Genomic DNA, 14,759 nt, shown 5'->3' with positions numbered 1-14,759 from the left:
GAGAGAGCCTGTGGAGGAAGGGGAAGAACTCTCCCATCCGAGCGGTCTTTGCCCGCGCCTCGTGCGCAAGGTCGTGGCCCGGCGCGGCCGCCTGCATGCCTTTGAAAGCCTCGATCCGGCGAGAACCGCTCTGGTGGTGGTGGATCTGATGACCGGGTCCGTCCGCGAGGACGAGAATTGCAGGCGCTTGGTTGCCCCTGTGAATGCGATTGCCTCGGCTCTTCGAAAAGCGGGCGGGACCGTTGCCTGGGGCACCGTCACCCCGGATTCGATCGGCCCGCACATGACGGCGATGGTCGGCGCCGAAACCGCCGCGAAATACGCGCACCGGGCCGAAATTGACAACCCGGATTCGCAGCTCTGGCCCGAACTCGATGCCAGGGATGGGGATATTCATGTCCGGAAGCGCGGTGCCAGCGCCTTCTTCCCCGGCAAGTGCGATCTCCCCGAGCGCTTGCGGGAGCGCGGCATCGAAAGCGTGCTCATCACCGGAACGGTCACCAATGTCTGCTGCGAATCCTCGGCACGAGACGCGGTGGAGCTTGGCTACAAGGTGACCATGGTCTCCGACGCGCTGGCAGGGCACGCCTTCGGTCTGCACGAGGCGACGCTCAATAGCTTCTACCGGATTTTCGGCGATGTCCGTCCCTCCGCGGAGATACTGGAGCTGATCGCCGCCGGCGCCTAGCCGTGCTTCTGGATAAACGCCGAGAGACGCCGCGCCGCCTCGTCCAGCGTCTCGTCGGAGGCGCCGTAGCTGAGCCGGAGATGGCCTTCCAGCATCTTGCCGAAGCCTTCGCCCGGGAGGAGGGACACCTTCTGCTCCTCGAGCAGCTTCCAGGCGAAGTCGATGGCGTTCCAGCCGGTCTCGCGGATATCCAGCATGAGGAACATGCCGGCATCGGGCTTGCGCAGCTTGATCTTCGGCACGGCGGCGAGGCCCTCGCAGACCCGGTCGCGGCGGTGCCGGTAGAGTTCGCGGATGCTGTCGACCGTGTCTTCCGCCGCGTCGAGCGCGGTCATCGCCGCCTCCTGTACGAAGGGCGGCGATCCGAACAGCATCGAGCCCATGACCATTTCGATCGCCTCGATGCTCTTCGGATCGGCGACGACCCAGCCGAGGCGCCAGCCGGTCATCGCGTGGCTCTTGGAGAAGCTGTAGACCGACATGGTGCGGTCCTTCATGCCTTCGATCAGCCGCGGGCAGTGGTGCGGCTGCTCATAGGTCATGGTGCAGTAGACCTCGTCCGAGATCAGCCAGAGATCGTGTTCCCTGCAGAAGTCGGCGATCACCTCCATCGTCTCCTTCGGCCAGACCGCGCCGGTCGGATTGTTCGGCGAATTGATCACCATCGCCCGCGTCTCGGGCCGCAGCGCGGCGCGGACCTCTTCCATGTCCGGCAGGAAATCGTTCTCGGGGTGGAGCGGCACCTGGCTCAGTGTCGCGCCGCGCGCGATGAGCGCGCCGTAATAGGTGACATACATCGGATCGAAGGCGATGACGTGGTCGCCCGGATCGAGGACAGCGAGACCGGCCGTGAAGACGCCGCATTGCGCGCCCGGAACCACGGCGACGTTCTCCGGTCCGACCGGCTCGCCGACCCGCTTGCTGTGGAAGGCAGCGATCTTCTCGCGCAGCGGCACCAGGCCGATGCTCGGGGTATAGTGATGGTGCCCCGCGCGTAGGGAGCTGACCGCGCTGTCGACGATCCGCTCGTCTGTGGTGAAATCATGATCGCCGACCGAGAGCACGATCAGGTCCTTCTCGCCGGCACGCCAACGTTTGCGGGCCTCGGAATGAACGGCCCAGGCGTCTTCGGCTTCGACACCCTGCATGGCGGCGATATAGATGGAATGGGAAGGCATGATCTGGGTCTTTCGGCGGTCCGGAGAGAGGCCAGATAAGGCCGGGCGGTCCGGGGTGTCAATCGCGCGGCTTGTCCTTTGGCGGGTTGCCCCTATTTTCCCAGACTGTTATAGCCCACAGCGCGTGATGCCGGCGGTTTCGCCGGTCCGGAAAAGTTCAAGGAGCTAGCCGAATGGCCGATACCGCGTTCACCGACTACAAGGTCGCCGATATTTCTCTCGCCGAATGGGGCCGCCGCGAAATCGCCATCGCGGAAACCGAGATGCCGGGCCTGATGGCGCTGCGCGAGGAATACCAGGGCAAGAAGCCGCTGGCCGGCGCGCGGATCACCGGCTGCCTGCATATGACGATCCAGACCGCCGTGCTGATCGAGACGCTGGTCGATCTCGGGGCGGAGATTCGCTGGAGCTCCTGCAACATCTTCTCGACCCAGGACCAGGCGGCGGCGGCGATCGCGGCGGCCGGCATCCCGGTTTTCGCCTGGAAGGGCGAGACGGAAGAGGAATACGACTGGTGCCTGCGCCAGACCATCAAGGGTCCGGACGGCTGGACTCCGAACATGCTGCTGGATGACGGCGGCGATCTGACGCTGATGATGCACGAGGAATATGCAGAGCTTCTCGACGACGTTCGCGGCGTCTCCGAGGAGACCACGACCGGCGTGCACCGGCTTTATGAGATGGCGAAGGCCGGTACGCTCAAGGTCCCGGCGATCAACGTCAATGACAGCGTGACCAAGTCCAAGTTCGACAATCTCTACGGCTGCCGCGAGAGCCTGGTCGACGGCATTCGCCGTGCGACCGACGTCATGCTCTCCGGCAAGGTCGCCGTGGTTGCCGGCTACGGCGATGTGGGCAAGGGCTCGGCGGCGAGCCTGCGCAATGGCGGCGCCCGCGTCCTGGTGACCGAGATCGATCCGATCTGCGCCCTGCAGGCGGCGATGGAAGGTTACGAGGTCGTGACCATGGAAGAGGCCGCGCCGCGCGGCGACATTTTCGTCACCGCGACCGGCAACAAGGACATCATCACGATGGACCATATGCGGGCCATGAAGGACCGCGCCATCGTCTGCAACATCGGCCATTTCGACAACGAGATCCAGGTCGAGCCGCTGCGGAACCTGCAATGGCATAACGTGAAGCCGCAGGTCGACGAGATCGAGTTCCCGGACGGCAAGCGGATGCTCCTGCTGGCCGAGGGACGTCTCGTCAATCTCGGCTGCGCCACGGGCCATCCGAGCTTCGTCATGAGCGCCTCCTTCACCAACCAGACCCTGGCCCAGATCGAGCTCTGGAACCACGCGGACAAGTACGAGAAACAGGTCTACGTGCTGCCGAAGAAACTGGACGAGAAGGTCGCCGCCCTGCACCTGAAGAAGGTCGGCGCGATGCTGTCTCAGCTCTCCAAGGAGCAGGCCGACTATATCGGCGTCACCTCCGAGGGCCCGTTCAAGCCGGACACCTATCGTTACTAAAACCACATTGTGAAGAGCGGCGGCGCTTGACCCGCCGCCGCTCTCCATTATCTGAAGCCATACGCACTTGCGTCGAGGGGACGAGATCATGCGGTGGCTCATTGCGGGACTGGTTGGCGCGGTCGTGCTGGCGGGAAAATCCGACGCCCGCGAACTCGATCTCTCCTATGCGATTTATTTCGGCGGCTTCTCCGTCGCCGAGTTCGACTCCAAGATCGAATACAGCGCCGCCGATTACCGGGTGACCACCAGCGCCCGGTCGACCGGCATCCTCGATTACTTCTTCCCGATCGAAGTCATGAGCGAGGGCCGCGGCGTGCTCGCGGAGGGCCGGGTCCGGCCGCGGATGTTCCGAAGTACGGGAACCTTCGACGGCGAGCCGCGGCGGACGTCTCTGAAGAGCCGTATCGGTGCTGCGCCGGAAGTCTCCGTCCACCCGCCGCGCGACCCCGAGAAGCGCGACGCGGTGCCGGAAGCGCTGCAGCTCGATACCATCGATCCCTATGCCGCCGTTGTCGCGCTGGCGCTGAAATCGGACGGTCATCCCTGCGAGTCGGAGCTTCCCGTTTTCAATGGCCGTACGCGGACCGATTTCCGCTTGAGTCCCGCCGGGAGCGATCGCCTGCCGAAAACCGATTACAGCGCCTTCAGCGGCCCTGCGGATATCTGCGAGGTGACGTACGAGACCCTCGCGGGCGGCTATAAGAAGCCCTGGTTCGGCAAGGATAAGACCGGTGCGCGCACGCGTCTCTGGGTGAGCCGCCTGACGGAGGACGGGCCCTGGGTTCCGGTCCGGCTGGAATCGGAAGGGCTGTTCGGTATGGTGGTCGGGCATATCACCGGCGCGTCCGAACGCATCGACCTCGCCGAACGCACGCTTCTGAAACCCTGATCCTCCCCTCCGTCCGGAAGTCTGATAGGGTCGCGCTCTTTGCGGGCTGCGGGCGTTCCGGGTGACTTGATGACGACATTAGCCGAACGGATATCCAGGGGTGAGGCGGGCGCCGTGGCGGAAGCCGAAGAGCGTCTCCGCGGGGCCATTTCTGCGGACGAGGCGCACAATCTCCGGAAGAGACTGGTCCAGCACTATACGCAAGCCGCAGGCGCCCGGCGGGATGGCGGCGTGAACCATCTGGAACGGGACCTGGAAGCGGCGCTCGGGCACATGCGGCTCCTCCACGCCGATTCCCCCGACCATCCGGGCTACACCTTCCGCCTTGCCACCTTGCTGACCGAAACCGGGCGTTTCGACGAGGGTCTTGCGCTGCTCGAAGCTCTCAAGGCAGCGGGCGGCTCGTTCGATGTCGAGGTCAATGTGCTCGGTGCGATAGCGCGTGCGCTCTACTCGCAGGGAGCTTTCGAGCAGGCCGTTCCGGTTCTGGAAGGCCTCCTCGATATGACGCTCGGGCGGTTCGGTACGGATCCAAGCCGGGAGCAGGCGAGGCTGGTCGGATCTTTGCTCGCGCGGCTGGCGCGGATCCGGATCAACCTCGGAGACTGCGAACTGGCGGTCCGGACCATCGAGGCATGCCCCTTCGCCGTCGAGCACGATTTCTTGGGACGCACGCTCGCACGGGCGGAGACGCTACTGCGCGACGGCCCGCCGTCGGTTCGCGGCGATGCGCGAACCGTCGATCTCGACCGCCTCACCGTCGGCTGCGTCAAGCACGGCACCAAGTACGGGTCCGATTATGTGAACCGGCTCTATTCCATGGTCCGGCGCCATCTGCCGGGCGACTGGCGGTTCGTCTGCTACACGGACGATCCGAAGGGGCTCAGGCCCGAGGTGGGTGTGGTCGATATCTCCGGGCTTCAGGTCAGGGGCTGGTGGGCGAAGCTGGCGTTGTTCGATCCGAGGGTTCCGCTCGCCGACGAGACTGTCTTCTATCTCGATCTGGATACGGTTGTGGTCGGGGATCTCGATTTCATTGGCGGCTTGAAAGTCGGCTTCCACATCCTCGAGCATCCCGATTCTCCCTGCTTCAATTCCTCGGTGATGCTGTTCGACCGATCTTTCGCGGCACCTGTCTCGCAGCGGATCCGGAGAGACGATCTCCAGCGTCTGATCGGCGATCAGGACTGGATCGAGGAATGCATGCCGGGCCTCGATACTTTCCCAAAGGGACTCGTCCGGCTTTTCCGGGGACTGCACCCCGATCTCGATGCCGAAGAATTGGCGAAGACCGATACCCGCATCGTCACTTTCCCGACGAATCCCAAACCGCACATGATCGGGGGCGGCTGGGTCGCCGAGCATTGGCGCTAGGCCCGCCTATTTCAGCGCCAGGGCGTGCCGGATGCCGAGCCAGATCACCGCAAGACCGGCGCTGATGATGCTGGTCAGCACCATCAGACGGACGCCGATGCCGATCTTTTCCGAAAGATTACGCTGGTGGCGCAGGTAGGCGAAGTCGTGTTGGGCCTGGATCACCCGCGCGGGCGAGGTCACATCGAGCCCGAGTTCGGTAAGGGTCGCCCGAACCACGCGCCGGGCGTCGTCATCGCTCATCATGCGCGCGCTCCTCAATCCACCCGGTCGGCGGTCACAACCGCGATCAAGCCGGCGGCGGCAACACCGAAACCGGCTATCGCTTCGCCCAGTTCCGGCGCGATGACGAGGCCGAGGGAGGCGAGGCAGCCGGTGATGCCAAGCCAGGTGCTGCGTTCCCGCAGCCGTGCCAGGAGCCAGTGTCCGTTCAGTTTCATTCTGCTTTCTCCGTGGCAGTGGCAGGGACGCACGTGTCGAATTCGGGATCGATCTCACCCGCCGCGCGAAGCCGCCGACGGGTCGCGGGCGAAAGCGCGCAATAGGTCTCGCGCAAAGCTTCGATTGTCGCGAGCGCGTTCTGGCGGCGGATCTCCAGGCGGGCGGCGGCCTCGGGGTCGGCGCATGCGGGAAGCCAGAGCGAGACGGCCATTGCGGCCACAAGGGATTTTGCGGACATGGGAAGGCTCTTTCGAAACGAGGGAAATCGGGCCGCGGCCGGCTACCAGACGGTGAAACCGCCGGGCGGGCGTCCACGCGCGATCTCGGGGATCTCCATGCTGGCATGCAGTGCCTCGTCGTTCGCCGTCAGCGCGCAGAAGAGGTGATAGGTTCCTGCGGGCAAAGCGGTGAACTGGGCGCCGCTGCCGGAGGCCGGATCGGCGGCGCCATGCCAGGAAACTTCCCGTTCCCAAGGATTGAGCGCGCCGATCCAGAGCTTGCCGGCATCGAGATCGAGCGCCAGAGCGATCGCATCGCCGCAAGCGAGCTCGATCGGGGTCCCGCTGGCATCGACGGTCACGGCCTCGACAGTCGAGGCAAACGGCGTCGTCGAGGCCATCGTGGCCGGGCCGACGAAGTCCGTGGGCGCATCGGAGAAGAGGTCCTGGTCGCCATCGATGTCGAAGCCACAGAAGACCCGGTCAGGACGGAAATAGAGACTTCTTATCTCGACATACCATTTGCCGCCGGTCTTCCCGGTCACGGACCGGGTACCGCGCCCCACTAGGACCGGGCTGAAGTTGCTATATGAGGCAACCCGGTCGCCGTCGGAAAGAGTTGCGGCCGTTTCCAGGGGATCCCATCTGACGCCGGTTGCCGTGCCGTCAAGGCCATCCTCGATGATCCACATGGCTCAGTGCTCCTCGGTTTCCCAAAGCCGGAGCTCGCTGCCCCAAACCTCGGCGGTGACCCGAGTGACGGTGCCTGCCGGCTGGTTCGCGTAACCCGGCTGGACACCGATCCGCTTCACGCCGGCGGCGTCTCCGCCGAGCGTCCAGATCGGCACGAACCCGCCCCCGGTTCCCTGAGTCAGGCGCAACTTGCGCGTATATTCGAACCCGTTGCCGAGGACCGTGAAATCGAAGGTCGGATTGCCGTCCATGGTGGCGGCCAACGCATTCCAGCGGTCTGCGGTGATCGACACGGTTTCGGTTCCGAGCGAACCCAGGGCCTCGATGCCCATGCGCGTTCCACGGAGATCGGCCCGCATCAGCGCATTCTCTTGAACGTCGATGCTCAAGGTACGGATCTCTCCGGTTGCCCGATCGATCTCCAGCGGACGGCCTGTCCAGCCGCCGTTATTGTCGAAGGTATGCAGGTAGACGCGGCTACCGCTGGCGGTGCCGGTCACCGGCGTATCGTCGAGACCGAAATCGAGGAATTTCTGCTCGTTTCGCATCATGCGGACATAGAGAAACTGTTCCGGCGGTGCGTTCAGCAGCAGGGAATGTCCGTCGATCTTGAGCCCGCCCGAGATCGTGCCGCCGTTGAGCCTCAGATAGGGCCAGAAGAGCGGGTAGGTGAGAACCCAGTCCTCGCGCGCGCCGGAACCGCCCGGAAAGCTGACATCTAGTGTAATCTCCCCGTCGGAGATTGCAGTGATGGTGCCGACCATGAAATGGGTCGTGTCGCCCGCGCTGGATGCCCGCAGTACCTGCCCCGGTTTCCACGCCGGCGGCGGAGCGGCGCCTAGGGCGAAGGCGACAGAACCGGAAGCCGGCACGCGGGACGATGTCGACAGGGCGGCAACCCCCTTCAGCGCCGCCGTCTCCTCGGCGATGGCGCGGACGATGGCCGGAAAGCCGGACTCCTCCTCCGCATAGGCATTGCCGTCGAGATTGGCCTCGGTGAACGTCCGATCGCCGATGGTTGCGGACCAGCTCATCAATACAGCTCCTCTATGACGAATTCCTTGGAATACCGGTCGTAGACGTCGTTCACGATCGGCGTTGTCTCGGCGATCCGGCCGTAGACGGTGCGGCGGTGCAGATGAGCGGTATCTTCCGGATCGACCATGGCGAGGATGTCGCCGCCGGTGCCTTTCAGCCGTTCCAGCTCGTAGGCATTGGCGAGCATCTCGTCGATATCGAGATGCTCGATCCGGAAGCGCAGGCGGCGATATTTGGGCTTTGCGTCGAAATAGGCCTGACCGCCGCGGGATTTGACGATCCGGCTCTCGTCCACCTGCTCGATGCTCCAGCCATATTGCAGGTTCACGCTCGGTGTCCAAGCGGGTGCGATCAGGGCCCGTCCCGCCTGCAGGTAGCCGGCGGAATTGTCAGGGTCCTCGAGATCTATGCGCACATACCGCACGCGGCGGGCGGCAGGCAGCAACGCATAGGCGCCGATCCCGTAGGTTTCAGCGGTCCGCGTGTCGAGATGGCCGCCCCATTGGAACTCGCCCCAATGCCCGGTCCCGAACGGCACTACGCGCGGCCAGATCGGTACCATGCCGGTATCAAGCTCGGGCTGTTCCGCATCGCCGTTATGCAGCCGGACGCGCCAGGCGCCGCGCTGGGAGAGATTATGGTTCAGGATACCGGCGAAGCTGACCGGGCTCCGGGCGCCGAAATCAGCTTCGAACCAGCAGCTTCCGCTCGCCGCACCTTCGCTCCTCGCAATCCGGCTCGGATGCGGGTGGGCGAGGTTCTCCAGCGGCAGTCCCTCGCTCCAGGCGCCGCCCGAAAGCGCCGCCGCGTCGAGATAGTTGCGGTAGACGATCAGCATGTTGCCCATATCCATCTATCCCCAAAGGGTCAGTTCGGCTTCGTCATAGGCGCTGTCCTCGGCGAGCCCGACCAGGACAAGGTTTCGCCCGTCGTCCAGCCCGTGGCGGGGATAGCGGAGGAGGATGGTGGTTCCGAGCGCGAGGCTGTAGGGCCGGGTCTTTACACGGACGCGGAAGAGATCGCGGGCCGTTCCGAACAGGGTCAATCTGCGCAGTGCCTCGGCGGCAGCGTCGGCTCCGGTCGCAATCAGGCTTTCCTGCTGCAGGTCGCGCGCAAGCCGGTGCCGGGTCCGGATCGCGCCGTCGGATGTTTCGGCATAGCGAAAGTGCTCCGCAAGATCGGTCCGCGCCCCGGCGCCGAGCGACGCGGCGCTCTCACCCTCGGAGAGGGGGCGCCAATGCCGGCCGTAGCCAAGACGCAGGCGCCAGAATGGCAGCGCCGCCGGTTCCCGCTCCAGGCCGAGAATGGCGGTCTCGTCGAAACTTTCGGCGGCTTCCGTTTCCGGCTCATCGAGGCGGCCGGCGGTGAAACGCCCGCTCCTGTCGAAGCCGAAATGGGCTCCCGCCGCATCGGCGAGCGCGTCAAGCGCGGCCAGAAGGTCCGTTGCTTCCGATGCGAAGAAGCCCGTGGCCATCGGAGCGGCGATGGTGAGATCCGCAAAAGCGGTCCAGTCGATATCCGTCAGGCCAGGTGCGCGCATCGCGATGCGGATCAGGAGGCTCCCCACATCCTCGACATAAGCCCCCGCGCTTGCGTCGCCGCGCACATCAGCGGTGACCGGTCCGGCCGGCGCGCTGCCGAGCCGGAAGGTGCCGGCGGCGAGATCGGTGGAGAAATGGCCCGGATCCGGTGGCGAGCTACCCGGGGTCAGCGCGACGCCGCTGTCGAACACGGCGTCGATTCCCCCGACCGGTCCGTCATGGACCTGATAGGTGAGGGTCGCCCCTTCGACCAGCACGGCGGGCACATGAAAACAGCGGCCGTAACAGAGCGGCTTTGTCCGGCCGGAAAGTCCCGCGCCGCCTTCCATTCCGCCGGTGCCTTGATAGAGATTTTCCTGCAACGGCCGCTCGAACAAAACCTGGAGGTCCCGGAGGTGCAGCCGGACCCGGTCGTCGTCGAACTCGATCCGCTCGGCGGTCCCGTCGAACACGGTGCGGTATTCGGCGAGCCGGAAGTCGTTGCCGCCGAGCAGAAGCCGCACGCGTCTCCCGTCGAAAGCGAGATCACGCCAGTGGTCGAGTCCGCCGTCGGCATTGTTGACATCAAGTGTCCCGAAGCCGGGCACTGACCGGCCGCCGAGCTCGCCGCTCCGGTAGAGGTGCCGCTCGAAACTGAGGGCGGAGAGCAGTCTGGCGTCGAAATAGCGGTTCGACGGACTGTCCGCCGGTTCGGTGGCGAATCCGTGATCGCTCAGATAGAGCGGAATAGTCGCGGAGACGGACGGATCGTACGGCTCCAGGATCGCCAGATAGCGCCGGACCGAGAACGGGTCCGCAACTAGCGCATCGAAGCGGCTCATATCTGTTCTCCGGGGATGAGTGGGGCGGAGCATGCTTCGCCCCGCGCGGCCTCTCTATTCGGAGAGCGGGTCCACGGAGCTGGTATGGTCGCGGATGAACTGTGCGAGATCGTCCAATGCCGCCTCGTGGCGGATGACCGCCATGGCGATGTGATAAGCATCGAGCTCGGGCGGGTCGAACCAGATGCCGTTCATATCGAGGAACGTGGTCATGGCCTGCCAGCCAAGTCGCTTGTTTCCGTCGACCAGGGCGTGCCGTGTGGTTACGCCCTCGAAAATGATGGCCGCGATCGCAGCCGCATCGGCGTCGGGTGTGTAGTCGAATGCGGTGCGGGCACGGTCCAGCCCGGCCTCAAGATCCTCGATGGATCGGATCTGGAGAATCTGGCCGACTTCCTCGAAATACTCGGCGAAATCGTCGAGCAAGGCGGTCTTGTCCGGCCAGACGAAGTCCGTCACCTTCCGAGCAGTTCCAGCGTGCGGGAGAATCTCTGCCGCATGCGCTTGGCTGACTTGCGCGTGGCCTCGTAAGAATCGTCGACTTTGCGCAAGGTTATCTGAACGGTCGAGCCGACTGCTGCGTCCAGCTCTTCAAGATCCGCGCGGTGGATAGGCACCATGGCGCCGTTTCCATAGCGTTTGATGGTACGTGTGATCGTCTTTTCGCTCACGGCGGAACTCCTTCAGACAATTCGTATATACGGGCGTACATACAGATAGTCAAGCGGACCGCCGCGAGAGCGCCCGGCCGAGCAGTCGGCTCAAGCGCTCGTTGTCGTCGCGCAGCGCAGCGACCTCGCTGTTAAGCCGTTTCATCTCCCGCACCAGCTCGCGGCTGTCGGCATGCTGACGGTGCATCGCCTCGCGGGTCGCCCGGTCCGGACCGTCATTGGCCGGAAGCGAAAGTGTGACGGGAATGGTCCGGCCGTCGGGCAGCGGCACGTAGGCTTCCGGCAGGCTGCCCTCGCCGAAGATCGAGACTGACGGGCCGAGGGCGATGCCGCCGCTCTGCGGGCCGTCGGCGCTCATGATACCGCCCTCCGCGAAGCCCATGGCGGAGACAACCGCATCGACGGCTGCATTCTCCTGACGCAATCGAGCGAGTTGCCCTTCGCCGAACCCGCTCGGCAACGGCAACCCGGCAGCGTCGAGCGCGGTCAGGATGGCGACGGCGCGTTCCGGTCGATAGCCTAGATCGTAGCCGGAGCCGACCGGGCCGCCGCCCTCCGAGACGTATTGTCCGCCACCGCTTTCCCGGAAACTGAGCGCACCGCCCTCCCCCGTGGCCGGACCGATCCGGTCGCGGATCTCAAGCAGCACGTCGAGCTGGCGCTCGGCGGTTGAGATCTGAGCTTCCGTACTGTCGAGTGCCTCCGCGAGGGCCCGGTCCACCTCATGGAAGATTTCCGTATAGGTCTCGCCGGAGGCATGTACGTCGCGGGCGACGCTCAGGTATTCGCGGGCGCTCGCGGCGAGTTCCTCGCGGGCCTCGATGTCGCCTTCGGCCGAGGCGGCGGCGAGCGTGGTGAAGGTGCTCTGTGCCTGGGCGAGGCGATCCAGCGGGGAATGCGGTGAAAGCGTGCCGTCGAGGGCGAGATCGTCCCGCGCCGAACGCAGGCTTTCCGCCAGACGCGCGATATCGCCGATCGCGCTTTCCTGGGTCGTGATCTGCCGCTCCAGGCCGGCGGTGGCGGCCTCGATACTGTTCGCGAAGGTCTCGATCAGCGCGCCGCTCGCATCCAGCGCGAAGCCGAGCGTGTCGAGTTTCTCCACGAGGACGCGTTCGATCCGGGCGAGGACCCCGCGATTGCCGCCGAGGCCGAGCTGCTCGGCCTGGCGCAGCAGGCTGTCGCGTTCTTCCACTGCCTGCCTGGCCGCCGGGCGTCCGGGAGAGAGACTGTCCTCCAGGGACTCGATGAAGCGGCTCTGCACTTCCTGTGTAAGGCTTGTATAGGCCGCGTTCACCGTTGCTGTGATATTAACTGTCTCAAGGCCGAGCGCGGCGAGTTCCCGGTTGAGACTCTCCAGTCCCGGCACAAGCGCCGCGATCTGTGCTTTCTGCTGCTCGTAGAGCAGGGCGAACCCTTCGAGGCCGGCACCTCTTTCCGAGAGCGAGAAAGCCTCCAGCAAGTCGGAGGTCATGCCCCGGACCGCCCGGCCGGCCTGATCCAGACGCGCCGTTTCGGCGACCTCGCCTTCGCTGCCAGAACCGAAGAGCAGAGCCGCGTCTTGGAGGAACAGGCGGATCGGATCGAGCGCCTCTGTGGCGGCGGCGCGGCCGGCCTCGTCGAGCGCCGATCGCTGCTGTTGGAGAGAGCGGTTGTAGGTATCCAGGCTCTCGGCGCCGTCGCGATAGAGCGCGACCGTCTCCTCGAAGCTGGCCAGGAAATCGATCCGGCGCAGCGAGGTCTCGAGATCCTCGAACGGCGCGGCGAGCAGCCGCCCCAGGCCTTCGGAGAAGGTCTTGGCGGACCGGCTTCCGGTATCCGGGGTGTTCGGGAAACCGCCGAGGTTTCCGTCGCGGAGGGCTTTGGCGAATGCAAGCTCGATGGCCCGCGCGATCACCTCTTCCTCGGTCTCGATGCCGGAGAGATCCGCACCGCTGGCGAAATCGCCGGTCGTCTCCAGACCGCCGACGAAATAGCCCGACGGCAGGGAGGATTTGCGCCCGCTGGAATAGCCGATCTGCAGGAAGTTGGCGGCGCTGCCGGAAAAAGCGGCGCCGATCCTGCTGCTCATGGCGTCGAGTGTCTCGATCACCCTGTCCTGCAGAACCAGAAGCTCGTCCAGCGGTCCGCCGTCGAGCTCGAACGCGCTTTCGGCCGCAGGACTCCCGTTCTCTACGCCGATCACGGCCTTGGCGAAGGGATAGTCCTCGTCCTTGAAGAGTTCGTTGAGGCCGAAGGCGGCGGCGGTCGCGATGGCGGTCACCGGCAGAAAACTGCCTCCGCCTCCAAGAAGGCTCGTCAGCGTCCCGCCGATACCGGCCCCGCCGCCGCTGGGCAGGAAGCTCGAGAGAAGCGAGGCGCCGATATCGAACAGACCGGACCCGCCACCGCTCGGAATGAGACCGCCGGTGATCGACGCGATCCGGCCGGCTCCGCGTCCGAACAGGCCGTCCCAGTCGATCGCGGAGATGGCCTGCGAAAGACCGGCCGCCATATCGGTCCAGAGACCGGAGAAGGTCTCCGCGCCGCTCGCGGCGACGCCGGCGAAGGCGTTGTCGAAGTCCCCGACGATGTCGTCGGAGAGCCGGTCCCAGGCCTTCCCGCTCTGGCGCGCGGCGCGCTCTTGCCCGAGGGCCAGAATCTCCGTCGCGGCGGCCTGTTCGTGCAGCGCGTCGGTCACTCTCTGTTCGAGAACGAGCCGCTCGCGCGCCGTCGTCAGCATGTCGTCTCCGGACGGGTCGAACGACGGTCTGTAGACGCCCGGCTCCATGCTCACGCCGCCGGAATGCGGAACCTGCAGCCGGCCGAGCGCGTCGGCGGAGGTGCCGATCCTGTCCGCCATGTCGCCCGCGCTCGTGCTCAGCAGGTCGAAGGCGCCACTCGCGCGCTGCAGAACCTCGGGCAGCCGGTCGACGGCCTCGATCAGGGCATAGACGCTTGGCGCTGCAGTTTTCAGGGGGCGCTCGCGGATCGGCATCGGGTCTCAGTCCTTTCCGGTTTTCGGCATGCGCTCCATGCGGGCGCGGAGATAGGCTTCGTCCATCGCGCGGAGCAGGGAGACGAACTCCTCCGGCTCGGCCACCGGGAAGAGCGCGCAATAGGCGGCGATCTCGGTAAGCGGGACCGGTGCTTCCGCCGCGCCTGCGGGGGTTGCGACCAGAGGGCGTCCGCGGGTCAGCAGAGCGAAGGCGCGGGCGACCTCCTCAAGGTCGGGAAAAAGCCCCGGCTTCTCCGCGAGGGCCGGCGGAATCGCGCCGTCGCGGTCCGCGAGGGCGGTCAGGAAATCCTGTTTTTCGCCCCAGGCGACGTGCCAGCGGACGAAGGCGGCAAGTTTTTTTCCGCCGCCTCCTGGTCCTGCTGGCGATAGAGCTCGATATCGCTCGCCATCTCGACGATCAGATCGCGGAAATCGCGGAGCGCGGGGTCGAGCAGGAGAGAGAGGGCCCGTTCCGGCGAATAGGTGAGCGCCCTGCCGTCGAGTGTGAGGTCGCGCCAGTCCAGCAGCACGGTCTCCGCCAGCACCTCGGCGGTGATCCGTTCCGCCGTCGCTTCCTCCAGCGTCCCGGCGCGGAGCGCCCGGCGAAAGGGCTTCATGCGCCGTTGCATGGCGTCGCGATACCGGCGGTTGCCGATGCGGGCGAGTTTGACGCTGGCATTCTCGCTCCCGTCGAGCGCGACCCAGACGCCGTCATCCTCGGCCTCGCGGTCGGATTTGAACCTGGAAAGATCCAT

At 65.5% G+C, this 14,759-nt stretch carries 17 protein-coding genes; 4 read left to right on the top strand and 13 right to left on the bottom strand.

Annotated elements, in window-relative coordinates; translation table 11 throughout:
- Positions 1-10 precede the first annotated feature (10 nt).
- Positions 11-688 carry a cysteine hydrolase family protein gene (locus NUH88_RS08980; RefSeq protein ID WP_257771531.1) on the top strand — a complete coding sequence of 226 codons (678 nt, stop codon included), beginning with the start codon at positions 11-13 and terminating at the stop codon, positions 686-688.
- On the opposite strand, the gene NUH88_RS08975 is transcribed toward NUH88_RS08980, so the two are convergent.
- On the bottom strand, positions 685-1,866 hold the full coding sequence (locus NUH88_RS08975; RefSeq protein WP_257771529.1) for a pyridoxal phosphate-dependent aminotransferase: 1,182 nt from the start codon (positions 1,864-1,866) through the stop codon (positions 685-687). The genes NUH88_RS08980 and NUH88_RS08975 overlap by 4 nt on opposite strands.
- A gap of 173 nt (positions 1,867-2,039) precedes the next feature.
- Between NUH88_RS08975 and ahcY the strand changes: the two genes are divergently transcribed.
- From ahcY to NUH88_RS08960, 3 genes are all read left to right on the top strand, one after another.
- Complete coding sequence (gene ahcY, locus NUH88_RS08970; protein WP_257771527.1) at positions 2,040-3,341, top strand: adenosylhomocysteinase; 1,302 nt, start codon at positions 2,040-2,042, stop codon at positions 3,339-3,341.
- 88 nt (positions 3,342-3,429) lie between these two features.
- A complete protein-coding gene (locus tag NUH88_RS08965; protein ID WP_257771525.1) occupies positions 3,430-4,233 on the top strand; it encodes a DUF3108 domain-containing protein in 804 nt (267 codons plus the stop codon).
- Positions 4,234-4,302: 69 nt separating this feature from the next.
- A complete protein-coding gene (locus tag NUH88_RS08960; protein ID WP_257771523.1) occupies positions 4,303-5,607 on the top strand; it encodes a hypothetical protein in 1,305 nt (434 codons plus the stop codon).
- Between the two features lie 6 nt (positions 5,608-5,613).
- On the opposite strand, the gene NUH88_RS08955 is transcribed toward NUH88_RS08960, so the two are convergent.
- The 12 genes from NUH88_RS08955 to NUH88_RS08905 are packed head-to-tail and all read right to left on the bottom strand — an operon-like array spanning position 5,614 to position 14,759.
- A complete protein-coding gene (locus tag NUH88_RS08955) occupies positions 5,614-5,853 on the bottom strand; it encodes a hypothetical protein (RefSeq protein WP_257771521.1) in 240 nt (79 codons plus the stop codon).
- Positions 5,854-5,864: 11 nt separating this feature from the next.
- Entirely contained in the window at positions 5,865-6,047 is a 183-nt protein-coding gene (locus NUH88_RS08950) for a hypothetical protein (RefSeq protein ID WP_257771519.1), read from the bottom strand.
- The gene (locus NUH88_RS08945; RefSeq protein ID WP_257771518.1) at positions 6,044-6,286 is read right to left on the bottom strand and encodes a hypothetical protein; all 243 of its coding nucleotides are present in this window, start codon (positions 6,284-6,286) and stop codon (positions 6,044-6,046) included. The genes NUH88_RS08950 and NUH88_RS08945 overlap by 4 nt, the downstream gene beginning before the upstream one ends.
- 42 nt (positions 6,287-6,328) lie before the next feature.
- Positions 6,329-6,958 (bottom strand): hypothetical protein, encoded by a 630-nt coding sequence (locus NUH88_RS08940; RefSeq protein WP_257771517.1) that lies wholly within the window; start codon positions 6,956-6,958, stop codon positions 6,329-6,331.
- Positions 6,959-6,961: 3 nt separating this feature from the next.
- The gene (locus tag NUH88_RS08935) at positions 6,962-7,993 is read right to left on the bottom strand and encodes a hypothetical protein (protein WP_257771516.1); all 1,032 of its coding nucleotides are present in this window, start codon (positions 7,991-7,993) and stop codon (positions 6,962-6,964) included.
- Positions 7,993-8,844 (bottom strand): hypothetical protein, encoded by an 852-nt coding sequence (locus NUH88_RS08930; protein WP_257771515.1) that lies wholly within the window; start codon positions 8,842-8,844, stop codon positions 7,993-7,995. The genes NUH88_RS08935 and NUH88_RS08930 overlap by 1 nt, the downstream gene beginning before the upstream one ends.
- 6 nt (positions 8,845-8,850) lie before the next feature.
- The gene (locus NUH88_RS08925) at positions 8,851-10,359 is read right to left on the bottom strand and encodes a hypothetical protein (protein WP_257771514.1); all 1,509 of its coding nucleotides are present in this window, start codon (positions 10,357-10,359) and stop codon (positions 8,851-8,853) included.
- Positions 10,360-10,413: 54 nt separating this feature from the next.
- Positions 10,414-10,818 carry a type II toxin-antitoxin system death-on-curing family toxin gene (locus tag NUH88_RS08920; protein ID WP_257771512.1) on the bottom strand — a complete coding sequence of 135 codons (405 nt, stop codon included), beginning with the start codon at positions 10,816-10,818 and terminating at the stop codon, positions 10,414-10,416.
- A complete protein-coding gene (locus NUH88_RS08915) occupies positions 10,815-11,030 on the bottom strand; it encodes a hypothetical protein (RefSeq protein ID WP_257771510.1) in 216 nt (71 codons plus the stop codon). Before NUH88_RS08915 ends, NUH88_RS08920 begins: the two co-directional genes overlap by 4 nt.
- A gap of 49 nt (positions 11,031-11,079) precedes the next feature.
- Positions 11,080-14,004, bottom strand: coding sequence for a hypothetical protein (locus tag NUH88_RS08910; RefSeq protein WP_257771509.1), 2,925 nt, complete (start codon positions 14,002-14,004; stop codon positions 11,080-11,082).
- A 6-nt stretch (positions 14,005-14,010) separates the two neighbouring features.
- A complete protein-coding gene (locus tag NUH88_RS22335) occupies positions 14,011-14,277 on the bottom strand; it encodes a phage tail assembly chaperone (protein ID WP_444329693.1) in 267 nt (88 codons plus the stop codon).
- A 26-nt stretch (positions 14,278-14,303) separates the two neighbouring features.
- The gene (locus NUH88_RS08905) at positions 14,304-14,759 is read right to left on the bottom strand and encodes a phage-derived protein YdaY family protein (protein WP_257771508.1); all 456 of its coding nucleotides are present in this window, start codon (positions 14,757-14,759) and stop codon (positions 14,304-14,306) included.

Source organism: Nisaea acidiphila, from assembly GCF_024662015.1.
Lineage (GTDB): Bacteria > Pseudomonadota > Alphaproteobacteria > Thalassobaculales > Thalassobaculaceae > Nisaea > Nisaea acidiphila.
Note: the sequence above shows the minus strand (reverse complement) of the source record. Positions and strands in the feature narration are given on the sequence as shown.